Origin of the sequence: Aromatoleum toluolicum (genome assembly GCF_012911005.2) — a bacterium.
GTDB lineage: Bacteria > Pseudomonadota > Gammaproteobacteria > Burkholderiales > Rhodocyclaceae > Aromatoleum > Aromatoleum toluolicum.
On sequence record NZ_WTVS01000052.1, the window covers coordinates 1 to 22,239 of the forward strand.

Genomic DNA, 22,239 nt, shown 5'->3' on the forward strand with positions numbered 1-22,239 from the left:
ACATCGAGCGCGGCAAGAGCCTCATCGTGCGCCAGACCGGCAGCAGCGACACGCCGGACGAGGAGGGCCGGGTCAAGGTCTTCTTCGAACTCAACGGCCAGCCGCGCCTGCAGCGCATCCCCAAGGCCGGCGCCGCGCCCACGGGACGGCGCCATCCGAAGATGGACGAAGCGAACCCCAACCACGTCGGCGCGCCGATGCCCGGCGCCGTGGTGACGGTCGCGGTGCATACCGGGCAGAAGATCGCCAAGGGCACGCCGCTGGTGTCGATCGAGGCGATGAAGATGGAAACCGCGCTCACCGCCGAGCGCGACGGCGTTGTGAAGGCGGTGTTCGTGAAGCCCGGCGACAAGGTCGCGGCCAAGGATCTGCTGGTCGAGCTGCAGTAGGCGGGCCGCACAAGGAGTTCTCCCCCTCCCTCTCCAGAGGGGATTTCACGTCCGGGTCATGGTGCCCGGACATTTTTTTGTCCGGCCGCGACGCGCTGCCCCGCTCTCCGGGGAGGTCCGGCTACTCCGCGTCGGGCTGCTGGCCGGGCGCCGCGCGCTGAAAGGCATCGAGCGCCGCGCAGCGCTCGACGATGCCCATCACGGTCGGGATCCCCGACAGGTCGCAGTCGAAGCGCTGCGCGTTGAACACCTGCGGCACGAGGCAGCAGTCGGCCAGCGTGGGCGTATCGCCGTGGCAGAAGAGGCCGGTGCGCGGGTCCGTGGCGAGCATGGACTCCACCGCCGACAGGCCGATCGCGATCCAGTGGCGGTACCACGCGTTCTTCTGCGCGTCGTTCACGCCCAGTTCGTGCACCAGGTAGCGCAGCACGCGCAGGTTGTTCACCGGGTGGATGTCGCACGCGATCGCCTGCGCAATCGCGCGGATGCGCGCGCGCTCGGCGGGGCTGCCCGGCAGCAGCGCGGGCTGCGGATGCACCTCGTCGAGGTATTCGATGATCGCGAGCGATTGCTGCAGCACGTTCCCGTCGTCGACCAGCGTCGGCACCAGCCCGGCCGGATTCAGCGCAAGGTAGTCCGCCTGCCGCTGCTCGCCGCCATTGCGCACGAGATGAACGGGGACCGCCTCGTATTCGAGCTGCTTGAGGTGCAGCGCAATGCGCACGCGGTAGGCGGCCGAGCTGCGGAAATAGGTGTAGAGCTTCAACATTGCAGCACTTCCATGAATTCGAGGTGTGGGACGAGTTGGGGCGAGTTGGGGCGACGCGGTGAAACGGGCGCCGGCCCTGCCGTGCAGACCGTTTACCGTGACCGACGGCGCGACTCCGGTCAATAGGCCACTTCCAGCGCAGTTCTCGACTCCGTCCGTCCCGGTCACGAAGGACTGCATCGTTACAGCAGCACCTGCGTCCCCAGTTCGACGACCTGATTGGGCGGGAGGCGGAAATAGGTCGCGGCTCCCTCGGCCTGCCTGCTCATCCACGAAAACAGTGCGCAGCGCCAGTGCGGTAGCGCGCCCGGGCCGTCGACGATCACGGAGCGCGCGACGAAATAGGTCGTCAGCATCGGTTCCAGGATCAGGCCCAGCCTGTCCGCACCCCTGAGCGCGTTCGGCAGGTCCGGCTCCTCGCGGAACCCGAAATGAACGTCGACCTGATAGATGTCGGGCCCGAGCCGGTGCAGGCGCAGGCGTTCGTCTTCGGCAACGTAGGGCACTTCCTCGCTGATGACATGCAGGAACACGGTCTGTTCGTGCATGACCTTGTAATGCTTCAGGTTATGGAACAATGCGCTCGGAACGACGCTGGTGTCCGAGGTGAGGTAAACGGCGGTGCCGGCGACCTTGGGCACGTCCGGATGAGGGCCGTGCACGAAGCCGTCCATCGGTACGTCGATCTTCCGTCGCTGTTCGGAGACCAGCGCACTGCCATCCTTCCAACTGGTGAGAGCGATGAAGATGAGTGCGCCGAGCACCAGCGGAAACCATCCTCCGGCCGCAATCTTCGTGAGGTTCGAGCCGAGGAAGGCACATTCCAGCAAGGCGAAGAGTCCCAGGCCGGCAATGATCGGCAGCCGGAAGCGGCCGGGAACAGCGATGGTGACGAAGATGGTGAGCACCGTGGTGATGATCATCGTGCCCGATACCGCGATGCCGTACGCCGCCGCGAGCGCGTTGGACGAGCGGAATTCCAGCACCAGCAGCACCACGGCCACCAGCATCAGCCAGTTGACGCTGGGAACGTAGATCTGGCCGCGCTCGCTGTCCGACGTGTGCAGGATGCGCACGCGCGGCAGGTAACCGAGTCGCGATGCCTGCAGCGTCATCGAATACGCGCCCGAGATCGTCGCCTGCGAGGCGATCACCGTTGCCGCGGTCGCAAGGCCGACGAGCGGGAAGACGAACCAGTCCGGTGCCAGCAGGTAGAACGGATTCTCGACCGCAGTCGGGTCGCGCAGGACCAGCGCGCCCTGACCGAAGTAGTTGATCAGCAGGGCGGGGCAGACCAGGCCGTACCACGCGACGCGAACCGCCTTTGCGCCGAAGTGGCCCATGTCGGCGTATAGGGCCTCGCCGCCGGTCAGTGCAAGGAATACCGCCGACAACAGCAGGAACGCAGCGTGCGGCTGTTCCAGCGCGAAGCGCAAGGCGTGGGCCGGGTTGATCGCGGCCAGCACCTGCGGTGTCTGGACGATCGAGTGCAGGCCCAGCACCGCGAGCGTTGCGAACCAGACCAGGGTCACGGGGCCGAACAGGGTACCGACGCGGCTCGTGCCGTGCTTCTGGATCAGGAACAGGCTGACCAGGATGCCGATCGTGATCGGTACGACCAGCCGCTCGAAGTCCGGCGCCGCCACCGCGATGCCTTCCACGGCCGACAGGACGGAGATCGCCGGCGTGATGATCGCGTCGCCGTAAAAGAGCGCCGCCGCGAAGATCCCGGCGCCGATGACCATCGCCGCGAGCCGCCGCGTGCCGGATGCGCGGCGGTGGGCGAGGGCGGTCAGGGCGAGCACGCCGCCTTCACCGTCATTGTCGTGGTTCAGGACGACCCACACGTACTTGACCGAGATGATCAGCATCATTGCCCAGAAGAACGCCGACAGCGTGGCGAGAACGGTTGTCTCGTTCACCGCCAGCGCGTGCGAGCCGTGGAACGCCTCCTTGAACGCATACAGCGGGCTGGTGCCGATGTCGCCGTACACGATGCCGAGCGCCGCCAGTGCGAGGGCGCCCAGGCTGCTGCGCGAATGATCCTGGTTTGCGGACATGATGAATTCCCGTAGAAGGCGAAGGAAGGGCCGGTCAGGCCTGGAAGCGGTAACCGACACCGATTTCGGTGCGCAGATGCACCGGCTGAGTGGGGTCCGCCTCCAGCTTCTGCCGCAGATGCCCCACGTAGATGCGCAGGTAATGGGTGCTGTCGACGTAGGCCGGCCCCCACACCTCGCGCAGCAGTTGGCGATGCGTCATGACCTTGCCGGCGTTGGCGAGCAGCACGACCAGCAGCCGATATTCGCGTGCCGTCAGATGCACCGGCTCACCCCCGCGCAGCACGGTGCGGTGCGCGAGATCGACATCCACATCGCCGAAGTGCACCTCCGCCGCGCCCGCGTCCGTGCCGCCCTCGGTGCGGCGCAGCAGGGCGCGGACGCGCGCGAGCAGTTCGCCCACGGAGAAGGGTTTTGTCAGATAGTCGTCCGCGCCCGCATCGAGCGCCGTGATCTTGTCGTTCTCGTCGGAGCGTGCCGAAAGGATCAGCACCGGCATCCGCGACCAGTCGCGTACCGCACGCACGAAGTCGACGCCGTCGCCGTCGGGCAGCCCGAGGTCGAGGATGGCGAGGTCGGGCTTCCCCGATGCCGCCTCGCCTACCGCCTGCTGCACGGTCGACGCCTCGAGCACCTGGTACGCCGCTTTCTCCAGCGTCTGGCGGATGAAGTGACGGATCTGCAGTTCATCCTCGATGACGAGGATGCGGGCCTGGTGCGCGTTCATGACGCGGCTCCCGCCGGGTCCGCAGGTTCGGGTTCGATGTCCGGCGGTTCGCCGCCACACGGCAGCGCGATGCGGACGCAGGCACCGCCCCCGGGCCGGTTCGAGGCGCTGACCTGTCCGCCATGCGCATCGATGACGGCCCGGCAGATCGCCAGCCCCAGGCCGAATCCGGGAGTCGGCAACTGCGGTGCGCCGCGCTCGAACAGCTCGAAGATGCGCGCCAGGCTGTCCGCCGGAAACCCCTCGCCGCGGTCGCAAACCTCGATCACGAGGCCCCCCGCGTCGTCCGTCGCCACGTCGATCGTCACAGGTGCGCCGGCCGGCGAATACTTCGCGGCATTCTCCAGCAGGTTGCAGAACACCCGCTCCATCAGCACCGCGTCCATCGCGACAAGGGGGAGGTCCGGCGGCATGGATACCTTCACCGGGTGCTCGCGCAAGGCCTCGCCCAGCAGCTGGATGCTCGCGCCGATCACCTCGTCGATCGCCTGCCACTCCTTCCGCAGGCGTACCTGCCCCGCCTGCAGGCGGGCCATGTCGAGCAGCTTTTCGACCATCTCGTGCAGCCGTCCGGCCTGATCCCGGATCGCGCGAGCGATGTCGCGCTGCTCTCCGCTCAAGGGGGCGTCGGCCAGCGCCAGCGTATCGGCGAGGCCGAACAGCACCGTCAGGGGCGTGCGGATGTCGTGCGAAATGGACGAAAGGATCGAACTGCGAAGCCGCTCGGCCTCCGTTTCCATGCGGCTCGCCTGCGCAAGGTCCACCAAGTGCAGCCGTTCGAGCGCGATCGCAGTCACGGAGGCCACGGCTTCCAGCATCGGCCGCAGCAGGTCGAGCCCGTCGCGACCGCAGTCCCGCACCAGCAATACACCGTGGCGGCGGGTCGCGCCGTTCAGCGGAAAAAGCAGGGTCGGCCCGTTCGGGCCGCTGGTACTGCAGGACGGGTCGCTCGCCTGACTCCGGAACACGGCATCGAGTACCAGCGACTCGTCGAGCCCGAGCGCGGACGTGCCGGGGGGAAATCGGTGCAACTGCCCGTCGGCATCGGGCAGGAAGAAGAGGGGCTGCCCGTCGGTCTGCTCGCGTACGAACGTGGCTACGTGCTGCACGGCCTGTTCGGGCGATATTGCGCCGGCCAGACTGCGCGCGAGGGCGTAAAGTGCCACGGAGTGCGCCTCGCGGTCGCTCGCCTCGCGTGCGCTCGCCTGCAGGCTGGTCGTCAGATGGCTGATGAACAGCGACACGGTCAGCATCACCGCAAAGGTGACGAGGTACTGCACGTCGCTGACCATGAACGAGAGATGCGGCGGAACGAAGAAGAAGTCAAACAGCGCAACGCTGACGAAGCTCGCCACCACCGCTTCGGATCGCCCGAGGCGCGCGGCGATGAAGACCACCGTGAGCAGCAGGAGCATCGCGATGTTGGTGAGATCCAGTACGTCGCGCAGCGGCAGGCAGATCGCGACCGCGAGGCCGCAGGCGGCCAGTGCGAGCACATGGCTGGAGATCGATGGCGGATGCTTTCTGGAGTCGTTTCGCATGTTCGGTTCGTCGATCCTCGCCCGCGGCACAGGACACCTGAGGCAGCGGGCGTGAGTTCGTCGTTGCGTCAATTCTGCCGGGGCGCAGATAAAAACGGGGTAAACGACGGGCAGGGCAGTCGGGCGCATCGCCCCCTCGCTCGATGTTCGCCCGCACTGCCGGCGGCACTTCGATCGACTAATATTGCCTGACTGCCACAACAGCGTGCTGCGAGGGGATCGCGATGAGAGTGTTTCAGGTCGACACGGCGTGGACGGACGATAACCTGCGGATCGGCGAGCGCCCGGAACCGACCGCCGGCCCGGGCGAGGTCCGGCTGAAGATGCTCGCCTCTGCGCTCAACTACCGCGACCTGCTGGTGCCCCGCCGCGGCTACGGTTCGCGCATGCAGGCGTTGCCCCTGATCATGCTCAGCGACGGCGTCGGGCACATCGACCAGGTCGGCAGCGGCGTCGACGCCTACCGCATCGGCGATCGCGTCTGCCCGCTGTTCTTCTCCACCTGGCCCGGCGGCGAGCCGAGCGCCGAGCACCTCGCCTACAGCCTCGGCTGCGAGACCGACGGCACCATGGCGGAATACATGGTAGTCCCGGCCTCGACGGTCGCACCCGTGCCCGCCCACCTCGACGACACCGAGGCCGCGACCCTGCCTACCGCCGCCGTCACCGCCTGGCGCGCGCTCGTCACCGAAGGGCGGGTCACGGCCGGCGACACCGTCCTCGTGCAGGGCACCGGGGGCGTCTCGCTGTTCGCCCTGCAATTCGCCAAGCTGCTCGGCGCCCGGGTCATCTGCACCTCGTCCAGCGACGAGAAGCTCGAACGCGCCCGCGAACTCGGCGCGGACGTCACCATCAACTACCGTGCGACCCCCGAATGGGGCCGCGTCGCGCGCGACGCCGCGGGCAGCGGCGGCGTAGACCACGTGATCGAAGTCGGCGGGCAGGGTACGCTGACGCAGTCGCTGCGCGCAGTGCGGCCGGGCGGTGCGATCAGCATGATCGGTGTGCTGGGCGGTTCCGTGATGGACGCTCCGTTGGGGCTGGTGGTCACCCGCCACGTCCGCCTGCAGGGCATCACCGTCGGCAGCCGCGAGGATTTCCTCGCGATGTCGCGCGCCGTCGCACACAGCGGCATGCGCCCCGTCGTGGACCGGACCTTCGCCTTCGAGCAACTGCGCGAAGCGATGCAGTATCTCGCCAGCGGCCGGCATTTCGGCAAGATCTGCATCCGGCACTGAGCGGCAGGACACATTCCATGCAAATCTGGGTCGATGCCGACGCCTGCCCCGGCGTCATCAAGGAAATCCTCTTCCGCGCCGCCGAGCGCACCCGGCGCCCGCTCACCCTGGTCGCCAACCAGTACCTGCGCATTCCCGCGTCCCCGCTGATCCGCATGATCCAGGTGCCGGGCGGCCTCGACGAGGCCGACAAATACATCGCCGCGCACGTGCAGGCCGGGGATGTGGTCATCACCGCAGACATCCCCCTCGCCGCCGCAATCGTCGAAAAGGACGCCCACGCGCTATCGCCTCGGGGCGAACTCTACGGCAAGGAAAACATCCGCGAGCTGCTCGACCTGCGCAACTTCATGGACACCCTGCGCAGCACCGGCGTCGAAACAGGCGGCCCGGCGGCGTTCAATGCCGGGGACAGGCAGGCGTTCGCGAACCGGCTGGATCGCTTGCTGAAGTAGGGGGCGGAGCGCAAGGGGGCGTCCTCCGGCCATGACCTGCCTGTGGCGATTTTCGCGAATCCGACGTTGCGGGACCGCCCATCCGTCAGCGGCCATTCACGTCGCCACCGCAGCGCTGCGGTGAACCATCGGATCAAGCGATCAGCGCCGAGCGCACGCACTCCAGTCGCTCGCGAACCTCATGTGCGACGCGGCCGATCTCGGGGTCGCGGGTCAGCTGCAGCACGGCCACCGGATCCATGAAAGCGACGACGATTTGGCCATCGGCGTCCTCGCGAACGACGACGTTGCACGGCAGCAGCAGTCCGATGTCGGGTTCTGCAGTCAGCGCCTGATCGGCCAGCGGGGGATTGCAGGCGCCGAGGATGCGATAGGGGCGCCCGTCGATCCCCAGCTTGGCATCGTGGCCTGCACGTCGATGTCGGTCAGTACCCCGAAGCCCTCGACCTTGAGCGCCTCGGTGACGAGCGCCACGGCTTGCGCAAAGTCCGTGGTCTTCAGCATGGCAGCACCCGCGGTATCGCGCGCCGATACTGCCGAAGAAGTTCATACCCGGAATGGTTTATCGGGCATCATCGGGTCTGCATTGTCATATGAACCCGATTCGTGCAGCCCGACTCGCGGGCATGCGCCGGGCAGGATCAGTGGAACCCCGAGCGATGAAAACTTTCCGAATCGTAGCCTCGATGGCAGGCTTGCTCGCCTGCATTTCCCTCGCACAGGCCGGGACCGGCCGGATGAGCCCGGAGGAGGTGCCTGCGCCGCTCCGCCCGTGGGTCGACTGGGCGCGCCATAATCCACCGGCACCTGAATGCCCGCGCACGGCGGGTGACGCTGCGCCCGCCGAATGCATCTGGCCGGCGGGTATCGAGATGCAGCTTTCAGCCCGACAGGGCGCCTTCACGCTGACGGTCGACGCCTTCGCCGACGGAACGGTGGAACTGCCCGGCGATGTCGAGACCTGGCCGCAGGACGTGCGCGTGGACGGCGAGCCCGCTGCGGTCGTGCCTGTGAACGGACGCCCGTCGCTGCGCGTCGGCGCGGGGCATCACGTGGTCGCAGGGCGCTTCGAATGGCAACAACTGCCGCTTAACCTGCAACTGCCGCGGCAGGTCGCGAAGGTTTCCGTCGCCATCGACGGCGAACGGTTCGCGGGTCAGCCGGATGCGTCCGGCCAGCTGTGGCTGCGCACCTCGCCGGACAAGGAGGGAGCGGTGGACTCCCTGTCCATGCGTGTCTTCCGGCAGTTCTCGGACGACGTGCCGATGGTGTCGACCGTCCGCTACGAATTCTCGATCTCGGGCCGGCAGCGGGAGATCCGCGTCCCGCATGCGGTGCTCGAAGGCTTCGTTCCCCTGACCGTCGACGGCGGGCTGCCGGCGCGCATCGACGCCGACGGCAGCCTGAAGGTGCAGGCGCGTGCCGGTTCGTGGGTGCTGAACGTGAGCTCGCGCAGGATGAGCTCAGCGAACGAGCTTCAATTGCCCGATGCCGCGAGCGAGCAGGAGGTGTGGTCCTTCGCGTCGCGCAACGAGGTCCGCGTCGTGAACCTGGAGGGGTCGCCTGCAGTCGATCCGAAGTCCGTGGGCGTGCCGGCGGAATGGGCCGGACTTCCGACTTTCGTGCTCCAGCCGGGAACGGCCCTGAAGATCGTCGAGGTGCAGCGGGGGGATTCCGGTGGCGCGGCGGATCGTCTGCAGATCCGGCGCACGCTGTGGCTCGACTTCGACGGCGGTGGGTTTTCCGTGCAGGACACGATAAACGGGACGATCGGCCGCAGCTGGCGGCTCGACCTGCCCGAGCAGTTCGCACTGGGGCGGGTATCGGTCAATGGCGTCGACCTGCCGGTGACCCGCAGCGAGGCCGGCCGCGGCGTGGAACTGCGTGAGGCGTCGATCGCGCTCGAAGCCGATGGCCGCATCGACTCGTCCGCACGCGAGATTCCCGCAAGCGGCTGGACGGTGCCGCTGAGCGGCTGGGCGGCCCAACTCAACCTGCCGCCGGGGTGGCGCCTGATTCACGCCTCGGGCGCCGATTCGGTGCAGGGCGAGTGGCTGATGTCGTGGACGCTGTGGGACATCTTCGGCGTCCTCCTGATCGCGGCTGTGACCTTCCGCGTCGTCGGCCCCGTCGCCGCCCTGACCCTGCTCGCGGGGCTGGTCCTGACCTGGCACACCTCGGGTGCGCCGAAATTCCTGTGGCTCGCGCTGGTCCTGTTCCGGGCGATCGCGGCCGCCGTCCCGGCCAGCGCGAAGTTGCGCGCCTGGGCCACCCGCGGGGCGCTCGTCAGCGGGATCCTGATCGCCCTCATGCTCGTTCCCTTCGCCGTCGCGCAGATCCGGCAGGCCATGTATCCGGCCCTCGGGATGAGTTATTCGCAAGCGACCGCCGGCAAGGGCAGAGCGGCGTACGCACCGCGTCCCGCACCGGCGGCACCGCCCGTCGCGCAGGAAGCGGATAGCTACGTGGAGCGCAAGTTGCGCGACGAAGCCGCTTCGGTGATGGCGCCGTACTCACGGGAAGCATCGTCACGGCCGGTGGCCGCCAAACCCGACCCGAACCTGAAGGTGCAGACCGGCCCCGGGATCCCGAGCTGGCGCTGGACTGCGATCCAGCTCGCGTCGCAGGGGCCGATCGCCAGCGGACAGACGCTGTCGCTGACATTGCTGTCCCCCGCTGCCTCCGCGTTGTGGTCCGTGCTCTCGGTGCTGCTGCTCGGCCTGGCGCTGTGGCGCTGCTGGGAGTTCGACCGGGCGGCGCTGGTGCGCAAGCTGCGCGGCGCGCTGAGTTCCGCGGCCGTTGTGGGCTTCGTCGCGGCTGTCGGTCTGGGCAGCACGCCGACGGACGCCCGCGCGCAATCCGCCTTCCCGTCGGAAGCGCTGCTTGGGGAACTGCGCACGCGGCTCCTCGCTCCCGAGCCCGCTCCGGCGTGCGCGCCGGTGTGCGCGGACCTCGCCGACCTGCGCATCGAAGCCGCTGGCAACACGATCACGCTCAAGCTCGAAGTTCATGCGCAGGCGCGCACGGTCGTTCCGCTGCCGAGCCCCGGGGCGAACATCCGGCCGTCGTCGGTGCTGGCGGGCGGGCAGCCGCCCGCCCTGCTGCGCGACGACAAGGGGCTGATCTGGGCGAGCGTGCGCGCCGGCATCACCTCGATCGAGATCGTCATTCCGGCGCATCAGGACGACGTGCCCGTGCATTTGCCGCTGACGCCGCGACGGGTGAGCGCGCAGCTCGTGCGCTGGAGCCTGTCCGGCATCGATGCGCGGGGCCTCGCGACGGAAACCCTGACGCTCTCGCGGCTGCGCGAAGTGCAGGCGAGGGCGGACAAGGAGTTCTCGGGCGGCGCCGATCTGCCGCCGTTTGCCGAAGTCGAGCGCCATGTGATGTTCGACCAGACCTGGACCGTCCGTACCGTCGTGCGGCGGCAGGGCCCGAGCGCGCTGCAGACGAGCGTGCGGATTCCGCTGCTGGCAGGGGAGGCCGTCACCGATCCGGGTATCAAGGTCGAGGACGGCGAGGCGGTCGTCGATCTCGCTCCCGGCGCATCGCGCAGCTTCACCAGCGTTCTCGAGCACGCCGCCAAACTGCGGCTGCTCACTTCGACGCACCCCGGCCAGATCGAGCGCTGGACCGTGTCCGCAACGCCGTCGTGGCATGTCGAGTCGGCGGGCCTCGCTCCCGCCGCGTGGACCAATGGCGGCACGTGGCAGCCGCGCTGGCTGCTCTGGCCCGGCGAGACGGTCGAGCTGGCCCTGTCGCGCCCGGCGGGCATCGACGGCAATACGCTCACGTTCGACGACGTCCAGATCAACACCACCGTGGGACAGCGTTCGTCAGACGCCTCGGCGACGCTGCGACTGCGCAGCAGCGCCGGCGGGAATCACGTCATCGGCCTGCCCGACGGGGCGGAACTCCTGTCGGTGCGGATCGACGGCCAGGTGCAGCCCTTGCGGGCAGAGAAGAACAGGCTGGCGCTGCCGATCACGCCGGGCGAGCATTCGGTGCAGCTCGACTGGCGCGACGTCTCCGCGGCATCGAACCACTATCGTTCCCCGCAACTGGATCTCGGCGCGCAGGCGGTCAATGCGACTATCACACTCGCCGTGCCGCAGGACCGCGTGGTGCTGTTCACCAAGGGGCCGCTGGTCGGCCCGGCGGTGCTCCTGTGGGGCGTGCTCATCGTCGTGGTCGCGATTGCCGCCGTCCTCTCGCGCGTCGTGCCGGGGCCGCTGGGCATGGTGACCTGGATTCTCCTCGGCGTCGGGCTCGTCCAGTCGTCCGTTGTCTCGGTGTTCTTCGTCATCGGCTGGTTCGTGCTGCTCGCGATCCGGCGCAACTACGTCGATCCCTCGCCGTGGCGCTTCAACCTGTTCCAGATGGTGCTGCTGATGTTCACGCTGCTGGCCGCGAGCGCGCTGCTGTCGGCGCTGCGCCAGGGTCTGCTCGGCTATCCCGAAATGCTCGTGACCGGCAACGACTCGACGGCGTTCAGCCTGAGGTGGTATCTCGACCGCCTCGACGGGACGACGCCGAGCGTGGAATTCTTCAGCATCCCGGTATTCGCCTATCGCCTGATGATGCTGGGCTGGGCGCTGTGGCTCGCGATCTCGCTGACCGGATGGGTGCGGTGGGCGTGGGCATGCGTTTCGGCTGGCGGAAGCTACTGGCGCCCGGTCAATGTGCCGAAGCTGGGGCCGCGCAAGGCGACGGCGGCCGATGCCGGCAGCGACGCCGACGAATCCCCGGGCCGGGGAACGCCGGGATAGGCGGCACGGGTCCCCCGGAGGGCGGGGGGCTCGCGGCGTGACGGAGAAGCCGGCCGGCCGCAGCTTCGTCGGCGCCGCATGAATATGTTGATCGGGTTGTAATATCCATGTCATAGTCATGGTTAAGTTGCGAGAGAAACCGGTCCGGCGACGACGGGAACCGTCGCGCTCGCGACGCGATTGTTCATGTGTGGAAACAAAGTGCTGGTTTTTTGCGCATTTATTCGTCGCGCACACCCCGGTACAGTGCGCCGGAATTCCAGCATTTCGCTATGCATCAACTTCAAAGGAGGATGGCATGGAGTTGTCGATACAAGCATCGGCGCGGACAACGGCGGGTTTCGGTACGGCCGACCCGCGGGCGGATATCGAGGCCAACGCGCGGAACGTCATCATGAAGACGCGCGCCAGCTTCGCGCACCCGGTCCAGATGGGCCGATGCGACGAGCCGGACTGCGGGCAGTCCCGTGCCGGGCGCGCGCGTCGCCCCTTGCGAGGTCGCTGACGCGCGGTTCGCCTGCAACCTGATGTAGTCCTGGTCCTGCGGGGCGGCGCTGGCGGAGGTCAGCGCCGCCCCGCGGCATTGAAGGGCGCGAAAAGCTCCGCTACCCAGTCGACGAAGACGCGGATCTTCGCGCTCAGGTGGCGGTTCGGGGGATAGACGACGTAGACCGGGAAGCCCGGGGTGGTCCAATCCTCCAGTATCGGTACCAGCTCCCCCGTCGCCAGTTGTCGATCGACCATGAAGCCGGGCAACTGCACGATCCCCAGGCCCGCGAGTGCGCCGGCCAGGTAGGCGTTGCTGTCATTGACGGCGACGGCGTAGCGGCCCGGCAGCTCGACGCGCTCGCCTTTGCGCTCGAATTCGAAGGGCGAGATCCTGCCTGTGCCCGCCGAGAAATAACCGACGACGCAGTGCTGTCCGCCAAGTTCCGATGGGTGCCGCGGGATCCCGTACTCGGCGAGATAGGCCGGTGCGGCACACGTGATGTGCTCGACGTATGCGATGCGTCGGGCAACCAGCGATTCGTCGATGAGGTTGCCGGCGCGGACCACGCAATCGACGTTGTCGGCGATCAGATTCACGAGGCGGTCGCCGGCGCCGAGATCGATCTGGATATCCGGATAGCGTGCGTGGAAGCTGTGCAGCGCGGGGATGATGATTCGGGTCGCGACCGCGGCGGGAACGTCGACGCGCACGCGCCCCTTCGGCGAGGCTTGGGCGTTCGACAGGCTGGCGTCGATTTCTTCCAGTTCCGTCAGCAGTCGTGCCGTGCGTTCGTAGTAGGCCGCGCCGTCGGCGGTGACCGTGACGCGCCGCGTGGTGCGGTTGAGAAGCTTCACCCGCAGGTGCGTTTCCAGGCTCTGGATCAATTTCGTCACGGTCGGCTTCGGCATGCCGAGAGAGTCGGCCGCCTTCGTGAAGGTGCCAGCCTCGACGACGCGCGCGAATACGCGCAGTGCCAGAAATTGGTCCATTCGACTCTCCTCGCTTCCGTCCGCGTCGATTGCTGCAGTGCGATTATTCATCAAGGGAAATAAAGAAGCTACGGATAGCCTATTTATTCAGTAGCAAGCGATGACTATCGTTCAGGCCATCAGCGCTGCCTGGCGCGCACAGTAGGTCCCGACGAACATGTCCCGCTTTTCTCAATCCCGCCCTGCCAGTCCGACCCGATTCCCGGCCACGGAGGACTGCAGCATCGACGTCGGCCTCCGACGACCGCTGGGCGTACGCGTCTACGGAAAGCGTCACGTCGGGGGGGCGCTGGTCGTGCATTTCCATGGCGGGGCCTTCGTTTCCGGTTCGCTCGACAGCGGAGCGATGGTGGCCGGTCTGCTGCACGAAGCGGGCGCCGTCGTGATGTCCGTCGATTACCCGCTGGCGCCGGCCGATCCGTTTCCGGCGGCGGTCGACGCGGCCTACGCGGCGTTGCAGTGGGCCTATTGCAAGCGCTCTCGGCTCGCGGGGCAGGGGGCTCGTGTCTTCGTCGCCGGCGAGGAGGCGGGCGGCAATCTCGCCGCCGCCACGGCGCTGATGGCGCGCGATCGCAACGCTCCACGGCTTGCTGGCCAGATCCTGCTTTCACCTATGCTGGATCCTTGCCTCGGCACTGCGTCGGTTCGCCGCAGCGAGCAGGGGCCGGCCGGCTGCCCGCTCGCCCACGGCTGGTGCGGATACCTGCGCGAGGCGTCCGCCGCCGAGCACCCCTATGCCACACCCGGCCGCTCGTTGCGCCTGGCGGGTCTGCCGCCGGCACTGCTGATCACGGCCGACGACGATCCGCTGCGCGACGAGACGCTCGCCTATGCCCGGCGCCTGGATGAGTCCCGCGTGCCGGTATCCGGGTTCGTGCTGCCGGCGCCCACCGGTTGGCCGGGCGCGCTGCAGGAAGTTGCGGGCGCGGGAAGGCCGTGGGTGGAGGAGGTGGGTCGTCGCATCGCGGCCTTCCTCGCAACGGCGGGTCGCAGGGAAACCGTCGATGCCGTCGAGCAGTTCGCACCCCAAAAAAGGTGTTGACTCCGTACTTGACTACGGACTTTAGGATGCCCCTGTTCGCCGACGCCACGAGCGTAGTTCAGAACAAATCAACAAAGTAACCAAGGAGTTTGCCATGTCCCCAGAGACCCATTCCAAGCACCGCCGGCTGTGGGCCGCCGGCCTGGCCGTCACAGCCCTCACCGTGGTTTCCGGTGCCATCCTCGGCCTGCGGTCGGCGCAGGTCGAAGCGAATCCGCCCGCCGGTGCGCCGCCGGCCATGCCGGTTTCGGTCGCGACCGTTGAGCAACGCGAGGTCGCGACCTGGGATGAGTTCTCCGGCCGCCTCGAAGCGGTCGAGCGCGTCGATATCCGCTCGCGCGTTGCCGGCACCGTGCAGGCCGTTCATTTCCGCGAAGGCGGACTCGTGAAGGCGGGGGATCTGCTGATCACGATCGACCCCGCGCCCTATGCGGCGGAAGTGGATCGCGCCACGGCCCAGGTCGCCGCCGCCCAGGCGCGCGCCGCCTTCACGACGAGCGAGCACGAGCGCGCCCAGCGCCTGTGGGAGCAGCGTGCGATCGCCGAGCGCGAGTTCGAGGAACGGGCGAACGCGCGTCGCGCGGCGGACGCTGATCTGCGCGCCGCCCAAGCCGCGCTGCAGTCGGCGCGCCTGAATCTCGGCTACACGCAGGTGAGGGCACCGGTGTCGGGTCGCGTCGGCAAGCTTGAAGTTACCGTCGGCAACCTTGTCGCCGCTGGCCCAGGCGCTCCGGTGCTGACGACGCTCGTTTCCGTCAGCCCGATCTACGCGAGCTTCGATGCGGACGAGCAGGTCGTCGCGCGCGCACTGCAAACCCTGCGCGAAGCGAGCGGCAAGGCGGCGCGGCTCGAAAGCATCCCGGTCCGGATGGCCACGGCGACGAGCGCGGACACGATCTTCGAAGGGCACCTGCAACTCGTCGACAATCAGGTCGACGCGGCCAGCGGCACGGTGCGCGTGCGGGCGGTGTTCGACAACGCGGACGGCGGCCTGATGCCGGGCCAGTTCGCGAAGCTGCGGATGGGGCGCCCGCAAGCGGCCTCGGCCGTGCTCATCGACGAGCGCGCGGTCGGCACCGACCAGAGCCGCAAATTCGTGCTGGTCGTCGATGCCGACAACAAGACCGCGTACCGCGAAGTCACGCTCGGCGGAACGGCGGACGGCCTGCGTATCGTGACCGCCGGCCTGCAGGCGGGCGAGCGCATCGTCGTCAATGGCCTGCAGCGCGTGCGGCCGGGGTCGCTCGTCGCGCCGCAGGCGGTGGTGATGGACGGCCGCATGCAGGTCCGCACTCAGGTCGGCAATGAGAGCGCTGCGCGCGTGGCCGAGTCCACCACTTCGCCGCAGTCCTGATTCGCCTGCAATCGAGAGCACGATCATGAACCTGTCCCGTTTCTTCATCGACCGCCCGATCTTCGCCGGCGTGCTGTCGTTACTGATGTTCGTCGCCGGCCTGCTCGCGCTGCGCGTGCTTCCGATCTCGGAGTATCCCGAGGTCGTGCCGCCGTCGGTGGTGGTCCGCGCGCAATACCCCGGCGCCAACCCGAAGGTGATCGCCGAGACGGTCGCGACACCGCTGGAGGAGGCGATCAACGGCGTCGAAGGCATGCTCTACATGGGCAGCCAGGCGACGACCGACGGCCTGATGACGCTGACCGTCACCTTCCGCCTCGGCACCGACCCCGACAAGGCGCAGCAGCTCGTGCAGAACCGCGTCTCGCAGGCCGAGCCGCGCCTGCCGGAGGAGGTGCGCCGACTCGGCGTCACGACCGTCAAGAGCTCGCCCGACCTGACGATGGTCGTGCACCTGCTGTCGCCGAACGGCCGCTACGACATGACCTACTTGCGCAACTACGCGCTGCTCAACGTCAAGGATCGGCTCGCACGCGTCGACGGCGTCGGCCAGGTGCAGCTCTTCGGCTCGGGCGACTACTCGATGCGGATCTGGCTCGATCCGCAGAAAGTCGCGGCGCGCGGCTTGTCGGCAGGCGACGTCGTGCGCGCGATCCGCGAGCAGAACGTGCAGGCCGCAGCCGGCGTCATCGGAGCGTCCCCGGGCCTGCCGGGCGTGGACCTGCAGCTGTCGGTGAACGCTCGCGGCCGCCTGCAGAGCGAGGAGGAGTTCGGCGACATCATCGTGCGCACCGGCGAAGACGGTGCGGTGACGCGCCTGCGCGATCTCGGCCGCATCGAGCTGGGCGCCGCCGACTACGCGCTGCGCTCGCTGCTCGACAACAAGGACGCGGTCGCGATTCCGGTGTTCCAGGCACCGGGCTCTAATGCGATCGAGATCTCGGACCGCGTCCGCGAGACGATGCAGGAGCTGAAGCAGCACATGCCGGAAGGCGTCGAGTACGAGATCGTCTACGACACGACCCAGTTTGTGCGTGCGTCGATCGAAGCGGTCGTGAAAACGCTCCTCGAAGCGGTCGCGCTGGTCGTACTCGTGGTGATCCTGTTCCTGCAGACCTGGCGCGCGTCGATCATTCCGTTGCTCGCCGTGCCGGTGTCGATCGTCGGCACTTTCGCGGTGATGCATCTCTTCGGTTTCTCGATCAACGCGCTCTCGCTGTTCGGCCTGGTGCTGGCGATCGGCATCGTCGTCGATGACGCGATCGTCGTCGTCGAGAACGTCGAGCGCAACATCGAGGCGGGGTTGTCGCCACGCGAAGCGACCTACCGGGCGATGAAGGAAGTCTCCGGTCCGATCATCGCGATCGCGCTGGTGCTGATCGCGGTGTTCGTGCCGCTCGCCTTCATCACCGGTCTTTCCGGCCAGTTCTACAAGCAGTTCGCGCTGACGATCGCGATGTCGACGGTGATCTCGGCGATCAACTCGCTGACGCTTTCGCCGGCGCTGTCCGCGCTGCTGCTGAAGGGCCACGACGCGCCGAAGGATGCGCTGACGCGCGGCATGGACAAGGTCTTCGGGCGCTTCTTCGCCGCCTTCAACCGGACTTTTCGCCGCGGCGCGGAAGCCTACGGCGGCGGTGTGCGTGGCGCGATCGGACGCAAGGCGGTGATGATGGCCGTCTATCTCGCGCTCGTCGGCCTGACGTTCGGGCTCTTCAAGGCGGTGCCCGACGGCTTCGTGCCGGCGCAGGACAAGCAGTACCTGATCGGCTTCGCGCAGCTTCCGGACGGCGCGACGCTCGACCGCACGGAGGAGGTCATCCGTCGCATGGGCGACATCGCGCTGCAGCAGCCCGGCGTCGAGCACGCGGTGGCCTTCCCCGGCCTGTCGATTAACGGCTTCACGAACAGCTCGAACTCGGGGATCGTGTTCGTGCCGCTGAAGCCCTTCGACGAGCGCAAGGGCGAGGCGCTGAGCGCGGGCGCGATCGCGATGGCGTTGAACAAGAAGTTCGCCGGCATCGAGGACGCCTTCGTCGTGATGTTCCCGCCGCCGCCCGTGCAGGGTCTCGGGACGACGGGCGGCTTCAAGCTGCAGCTCGAAGACCGCGCGTCGCTCGGCTACGAGGCGCTGGACGCCGCGACCAAGGCCTTCCTCGCGAAGGCGTCGAAGGCGCCCGAGCTCGCGGGGCTGTTCTCCAGCTACCAGGTGAACGTGCCGCAGCTCTATGCCGACATCGACCGCACCCGCGCGCGTCAGCTCGGTATCCCGGTGACCGACGTGTTTGACACGATGCAGATCTACCTCGGCAGCCTGTACGTGAACGACTTCAACCGCTTCGGCCGGACCTACTCGGTGCGCGTGCAGGCGGATGCGCCGTTCCGTGCCCGCGCCGAGGACATCGGCCTGCTGAAGGTGCGCGCGCCGGGCGGGGAGATGGTGCCGCTGTCGTCGCTGATGAACATCCAGTCGAGCTTCGGGCCGGAACGCGCGATGCGCTACAACGGCTTCCTGTCGGCCGACATCAGCGGCGGGCCGGCCCCGGGCTACTCGTCGGGACAGGCCAAGGCGGCGGTCGAGCGCATCGCGGCGGAGACCCTGCCGTCGGGCATCGGCTTCGAGTGGACGGAGCTGACCTATCAGGAAATCCTCGCTGGCAATTCCGCGGTGTGGGTGTTCCCGCTCGCAATCCTGCTGGTGTTCCTCGTGCTCGCCGCGCAGTACGAAAGCCTGACCTTGCCGCTCGCGATCATCCTGATCGTGCCGATGGGGATCCTCGCCGCGATGACCGGCGTGTGGCTCTCCGGTGGCGACAACAACGTGTTCACGCAGATCGGGCTGATCGTGCTGGTCGGGTTGTCGGCGAAGAACGCGATCCTGATCGTCGAGTTCGCCCGCGAGCTGGAATTCGCCGGCCGCACGCCGGTGCATGCGGCGATCGAGGCGAGCCGGCTGCGGCTGCGCCCGATCCTGATGACCTCGCTGGCCTTCGTGATGGGCGTGCTGCCGCTGGTGCTCTCCACCGGCGCCGGCGCCGAGATGCGCAGCGCGATGGGCGTAGCGGTGTTCGCCGGGATGATCGGCGTGACGGCCTTCGGCCTCTTCCTGACGCCGGTGTTCTACGTGCTGCTGCGCCGCCTCGCCGGCAACCGCGCCCTGAAGCTGCACGGCGAGATCCCGCACCTCGAAGCCTTCGCCGGCTCGTCCGCGACGGGCGGTGCAGCGACCGCGACCGGCCTTGCCGCTCCGCGTGCGCATCACGAATAAGGAGTTGACCATGACATTGCTGACTCATCCCCTGCGCATCGCGCTCGCTCCGCTCCTCGCCGCCCTCGTGCTGGCCGGCTGCGCGACGGCGCCCGCGATCGATCCCGCCGCGTTGCCGAGCGCGCCGGCGGCCTTCAAGGAAGGCGACGGGCGCTGGACGCAGGCCTTGCCGGTGCAGGCACAGACCGACGGCGCTTGGTGGAAAGCCTTCTCCGACCCCGTCCTCGACCGGTTGGTGGAGCGCGCACTAGAGCGCAACAACAGTATCCAGATCGCCGCGGCCCGCCTCGCGCAGTCCCGCGCGCTGCTGCAGGCGACCGACTCGCAACGCCTACCTCAGGTCGGCGTCGGCGCGGATGTCACGCGGCAGGGCGGGGCGATCACGCCGGCCGGCGGTGGCGCGGGCAATCTGCTGCGTGCCGGCGCGAACTTCTCGTGGGAGCTTGACCTCTTCGGGCGGCTCTCGCAGGCGAGCAAGGCCGCGTCGCTCGACGCCGACAGCCGCGAGGCTTTGCTGCGCAACGCGCGTCTTGTCGTGCAGGCGGACGTCGCGCGCAGCTATCTCGCGCTGCGGGCGCTTGACGCCGAACGCGCGCTGGTGCGCGAGACCGTCGGCGCGTATCGCGACACGCTGGCACTCACCGAACGCCGTTTCGAGGCCGGCGACATCGCCGAACTGGACGTCGCGCGCGTGCGCACCGAGCTCGCCGCGACCGAGTCGGACGCACTCGCGCTCGACCGCCGCCGCGCCGAAGTCGAGCACGCGCTCGCGGTGCTGGTCGGCGACGCCGCCTCCGACTTCGGGCTCGGCGCCGGCGACTGGAACACCGTGCTGCCCGTGATCCCGGCCGGCGTCCCGTCCACGGTGCTCACGCGCCGGCCCGACATCGACGCCGCGCGGCAATCGATGCTCGCCGCCCAGACGCGCGTCGGTGTCGCGCAGGCGGCGTGGTTTCCGGACATCGCGCTGACCGGTTCCGGGGGCTTCGCGTCCACGGAGCTGGGTGAGCTCTTCAAATGGTCGGCGCGCTCCTGGGGTATCGGCGCATTGCTTTCGCTGCCGATCTTCGACGGCGGGCGGCGCGATGCGGGCGTGCGCAACGCCAACGCGGAACTGGATGCCGCGCTGGCCGGTTACCGCGAACAGGTGCTCGTCGCCTTCAAGGACGTCGAAGACCAGTTGTCCGCGCTGCGGCTCCTCGCGGAACAGGGCGAGGCGCAGGCACGCGCCGTCACCTCGGCGAGCCGCGCGACCGTCCTGTCGGACGTGCGCTATCGCAACGGGCTTGTCAGCCAGCTCGAACTGCTCGACGCCCGCCGCAGCGAGCTGCGCAATCGGCGGGAGGCATTGCAGGTGCGCTCCGCCCAATACCAGGCGACCGTCGGGCTGGTTCGCGCCCTCGGTGGAGGGTGGGAGCGAGATGAGGGGCTGGCGCTCGGCGGTCGTGCTGCGGCCGCGAGCACAGGCGGTTGAGATTCGGCCGGTATGCGCCGGGCGATGGGCCGGCTGTTCGGTTCGAACTGCCTACCATCGCCCGATGCGGCCAATGCCGGGCCGCACCGGGTCGCGGACGCCTCAAGCGTGGAAATGTCGGTGACGCTTTGCCGATATCGGCTAACGTCCTGCCGACAACCGCCACGAGAATCGGACCGTCACGCGCAGGAGCCTTGATGTCCTTCTCTCGAGGTCCGGCGCGCTCGGCATTCATCGACCACAACCGCCCGAGAAACCTGAGGATGAGCACTAAGCGGATCGTCGTGCTAGGCGCCGGCCCGGCCGGAGTCGCGGTTGCCATCGGCTTGAGGCGTGCGGGGGAGGAGGTGCTGCTGGTCGGCGAGCCGCGACGCTTTGCCGCGGTGGAGGGGGTGTCCGCGCGGGTGCTGGGCGCCCTGCACAAGGCCGGCTTCGCCCGGGCCGTCCGGTGCTTCGCTCCGCCATCGCAGCGCTGCGTGACGTGGGACGGTACGCGGTCGCGTGCCAATTGGGAGAGTCTCGTTGACCGCCAGGCCTTCGACCGGGCTGCGCTCGAGGACGCCCGTAGCGCGGGTGTGCGCGTGGTGGCCGACCGGATCGTGTCCTGCGTGTCCGCCGTGAGCGGGCATTACGTGGAGGTCGATCACGACGGCAGGCGGACGACCTTCGAAGCGGATTTCGTCGTCGAGGCGCGGGGTCGTGCCGCACCGGGGCAAGGGAGCGCGCGTGTGCGCGGTGCGGAGACGGTGTCCCTGCTGCAGTACTGGGTCGGTCCGCCCGCGACCGCCGGTTCGGCGGTGGAGAGCTGTGCCGACGGCTGGGTGTGGATGGCCGCGCTGCCGGACGGGCGGCGTTATCTCCAGCTGACGCTGGACGTCGCGACTGCGGCGCTGCCGCCGAAGCGGGAACTCGGCGCCTTCTGCCGTGCCCGCTTCGAGGCGATCGACGCAGCGCGTCCTTTCCTGGAGGGCGCCGAGCCGGTCGGCGAACCGCATGCGCGGACGAGCACGCCCGTACTGCAGGAAGATGTTGTCGGGCACGACTGGATCCGCGTCGGCGATGCGGCGATGGCGGTCGATCCCTTGTCCGGGAACGGGATCTTCCAGGCGCTTTCCTCGGCCTTGCAGGCCCCGGCCGTGATCGGCACCCTGCTGCACGATCCCGACCGTGCAGCGCTGGCGCGGCGTTTCCATCAGGAGCGGATCGAAAACCTGTTCTTCCATTTCGCGCGCATCGGCCGCGATTTCTACGCAATGGAGTCGCGTTGGCAGGACGAGCCGTTCTGGCGCACGCGCCGCGCTTGGCCCGATGCGCAGCCGATCCATCCCGACACTTCCGCCGCCGACTTGCAGGTGATGCGCCGGCCCGTCGTATCTGACGGCCGGATTGTCGAGGACGAAGTGGTCGTCACGCCCGGCCAGCCTCTCGGCATCTGGCATGTCGATGGCGTGAGGCTGGCGCCGCTGGTGCGGGCCTTGCACGCGTGCGGGTCGCAGACGAGCGCCGAGGCGGTGTTGCGCGCCGCACTCGGCGGTGATGCCACGCGTGCAGCGCGGGTGGCGGCGTGGTTGCGGGAGCAGGGCTGGCTGGCGGGGGAGCCCCAAGAGCTTCCGTAGGGCGGGAGCAGCGCAGCGTATCCTGCCACGCGACGGTCCGGTCGATTCCGGTGGCCGG

The 22,239-nt window shown here is 68.4% G+C and carries 15 protein-coding genes and 1 pseudogene; 10 read left to right on the forward strand and 6 right to left on the reverse strand.

Annotation, left to right across the window (positions count from 1 at the left end; translation table 11 throughout):
- Window positions 1-389: biotin/lipoyl-containing protein (locus GPA27_RS20385; protein WP_284440137.1), on the forward strand; the 389-nt coding region annotated here is incomplete at its 5' end.
- 121 nt (window positions 390-510) lie between these two features.
- On the opposite strand, the gene maiA is transcribed toward GPA27_RS20385, so the two are convergent.
- From maiA to GPA27_RS20405, 4 genes are all read right to left on the reverse strand, one after another.
- Window positions 511-1,155: a maleylacetoacetate isomerase gene (gene maiA / locus GPA27_RS20390; RefSeq protein ID WP_169142346.1), complete on the reverse strand. Its 645-nt coding sequence runs from the start codon at window positions 1,153-1,155 to the stop codon at window positions 511-513.
- A 185-nt stretch (window positions 1,156-1,340) separates the two neighbouring features.
- The gene (locus tag GPA27_RS20395; protein WP_169142322.1) at window positions 1,341-3,218 is read right to left on the reverse strand and encodes a potassium transporter Kup; all 1,878 of its coding nucleotides are present in this window, start codon (window positions 3,216-3,218) and stop codon (window positions 1,341-1,343) included.
- A gap of 34 nt (window positions 3,219-3,252) precedes the next feature.
- Window positions 3,253-3,945 carry a response regulator gene (locus tag GPA27_RS20400; protein WP_169142323.1) on the reverse strand — a complete coding sequence of 231 codons (693 nt, stop codon included), beginning with the start codon at window positions 3,943-3,945 and terminating at the stop codon, window positions 3,253-3,255.
- The gene (locus tag GPA27_RS20405; protein ID WP_169142324.1) at window positions 3,942-5,486 is read right to left on the reverse strand and encodes a DUF4118 domain-containing protein; all 1,545 of its coding nucleotides are present in this window, start codon (window positions 5,484-5,486) and stop codon (window positions 3,942-3,944) included. The genes GPA27_RS20400 and GPA27_RS20405 overlap by 4 nt, the downstream gene beginning before the upstream one ends.
- Before the next feature lie 224 nt (window positions 5,487-5,710).
- Between GPA27_RS20405 and GPA27_RS20410 the strand changes: the two genes are divergently transcribed.
- Complete coding sequence (locus tag GPA27_RS20410; RefSeq protein WP_169142325.1) at window positions 5,711-6,724, forward strand: zinc-dependent alcohol dehydrogenase family protein; 1,014 nt, start codon at window positions 5,711-5,713, stop codon at window positions 6,722-6,724.
- Window positions 6,725-6,741: 17 nt separating this feature from the next.
- Window positions 6,742-7,179, forward strand: coding sequence for a YaiI/YqxD family protein (locus GPA27_RS20415; RefSeq protein ID WP_169142326.1), 438 nt, complete (start codon window positions 6,742-6,744; stop codon window positions 7,177-7,179).
- Window positions 7,180-7,312: 133 nt separating this feature from the next.
- Here the strand turns inward: GPA27_RS20415 and GPA27_RS29630 are convergent.
- A pseudogene (locus GPA27_RS29630) lies at window positions 7,313-7,683 on the reverse strand (DUF302 domain-containing protein).
- 155 nt (window positions 7,684-7,838) lie between these two features.
- On the opposite strand from GPA27_RS29630, the gene GPA27_RS20425 reads away from it, so the two are divergent.
- Window positions 7,839-11,948 carry a hypothetical protein gene (locus GPA27_RS20425; protein WP_169142327.1) on the forward strand — a complete coding sequence of 1,370 codons (4,110 nt, stop codon included), beginning with the start codon at window positions 7,839-7,841 and terminating at the stop codon, window positions 11,946-11,948.
- Window positions 11,949-12,246: 298 nt separating this feature from the next.
- Window positions 12,247-12,453 (forward strand): hypothetical protein, encoded by a 207-nt coding sequence (locus GPA27_RS20430; protein ID WP_169142328.1) that lies wholly within the window; start codon window positions 12,247-12,249, stop codon window positions 12,451-12,453.
- A 59-nt stretch (window positions 12,454-12,512) separates the two neighbouring features.
- On the opposite strand, the gene GPA27_RS20435 is transcribed toward GPA27_RS20430, so the two are convergent.
- A complete protein-coding gene (locus tag GPA27_RS20435) occupies window positions 12,513-13,427 on the reverse strand; it encodes a LysR family transcriptional regulator (protein WP_169142329.1) in 915 nt (304 codons plus the stop codon).
- 157 nt (window positions 13,428-13,584) lie between these two features.
- Here GPA27_RS20435 and GPA27_RS20440 point away from each other — a divergent pair, with 157 nt between their 5' ends.
- The 5 genes from GPA27_RS20440 to qhpG all read left to right on the forward strand — a co-directional run bounded on the left by GPA27_RS20440 (window position 13,585) and on the right by qhpG (window position 22,181).
- On the forward strand, window positions 13,585-14,469 hold the full coding sequence (locus tag GPA27_RS20440; protein WP_169142330.1) for an alpha/beta hydrolase: 885 nt from the start codon (window positions 13,585-13,587) through the stop codon (window positions 14,467-14,469).
- Window positions 14,470-14,563: 94 nt separating this feature from the next.
- The gene (locus GPA27_RS20445; protein WP_169142331.1) at window positions 14,564-15,823 is read left to right on the forward strand and encodes an efflux RND transporter periplasmic adaptor subunit; all 1,260 of its coding nucleotides are present in this window, start codon (window positions 14,564-14,566) and stop codon (window positions 15,821-15,823) included.
- Between the two features lie 25 nt (window positions 15,824-15,848).
- Entirely contained in the window at window positions 15,849-19,091 is a 3,243-nt protein-coding gene (locus GPA27_RS20450; RefSeq protein ID WP_169142332.1) for an efflux RND transporter permease subunit, read from the forward strand.
- 10 nt (window positions 19,092-19,101) lie between these two features.
- Entirely contained in the window at window positions 19,102-20,565 is a 1,464-nt protein-coding gene (locus GPA27_RS20455; protein ID WP_169142333.1) for an efflux transporter outer membrane subunit, read from the forward strand.
- A gap of 263 nt (window positions 20,566-20,828) precedes the next feature.
- Window positions 20,829-22,181 carry a flavin-dependent monooxygenase QhpG gene (gene qhpG / locus GPA27_RS20460; protein WP_169142334.1) on the forward strand — a complete coding sequence of 451 codons (1,353 nt, stop codon included), beginning with the start codon at window positions 20,829-20,831 and terminating at the stop codon, window positions 22,179-22,181.
- Window positions 22,182-22,239 lie beyond the last annotated feature (58 nt).

Bases quoted from the DNA above. Each gene is read 5' to 3' on its own strand.
- GPA27_RS20395 (WP_169142322.1), bottom strand. From the start codon at position 3,218: ATGTCCGCAAACCAGGATCATTCGCGCAGCAGCCTGGGCGCCCTCGCA.
- GPA27_RS20400 (WP_169142323.1), bottom strand. From the start codon at position 3,945: ATGAACGCGCACCAGGCCCGCATCCTCGTCATCGAGGATGAACTGCAG.
- GPA27_RS20405 (WP_169142324.1), bottom strand. From the start codon at position 5,486: ATGCGAAACGACTCCAGAAAGCATCCGCCATCGATCTCCAGCCATGTG.
- GPA27_RS20410 (WP_169142325.1), top strand. From the start codon at position 5,711: ATGAGAGTGTTTCAGGTCGACACGGCGTGGACGGACGATAACCTGCGG.
- GPA27_RS20415 (WP_169142326.1), top strand. From the start codon at position 6,742: ATGCAAATCTGGGTCGATGCCGACGCCTGCCCCGGCGTCATCAAGGAA.
- GPA27_RS20425 (WP_169142327.1), top strand. From the start codon at position 7,839: ATGAAAACTTTCCGAATCGTAGCCTCGATGGCAGGCTTGCTCGCCTGC.
- GPA27_RS20430 (WP_169142328.1), top strand. From the start codon at position 12,247: ATGGAGTTGTCGATACAAGCATCGGCGCGGACAACGGCGGGTTTCGGT.
- GPA27_RS20435 (WP_169142329.1), bottom strand. From the start codon at position 13,427: ATGGACCAATTTCTGGCACTGCGCGTATTCGCGCGCGTCGTCGAGGCT.
- GPA27_RS20440 (WP_169142330.1), top strand. From the start codon at position 13,585: ATGTCCCGCTTTTCTCAATCCCGCCCTGCCAGTCCGACCCGATTCCCG.
- GPA27_RS20445 (WP_169142331.1), top strand. From the start codon at position 14,564: ATGTCCCCAGAGACCCATTCCAAGCACCGCCGGCTGTGGGCCGCCGGC.
- GPA27_RS20450 (WP_169142332.1), top strand. From the start codon at position 15,849: ATGAACCTGTCCCGTTTCTTCATCGACCGCCCGATCTTCGCCGGCGTG.
- GPA27_RS20455 (WP_169142333.1), top strand. From the start codon at position 19,102: ATGACATTGCTGACTCATCCCCTGCGCATCGCGCTCGCTCCGCTCCTC.
- qhpG (WP_169142334.1), top strand. From the start codon at position 20,829: ATGAGCACTAAGCGGATCGTCGTGCTAGGCGCCGGCCCGGCCGGAGTC.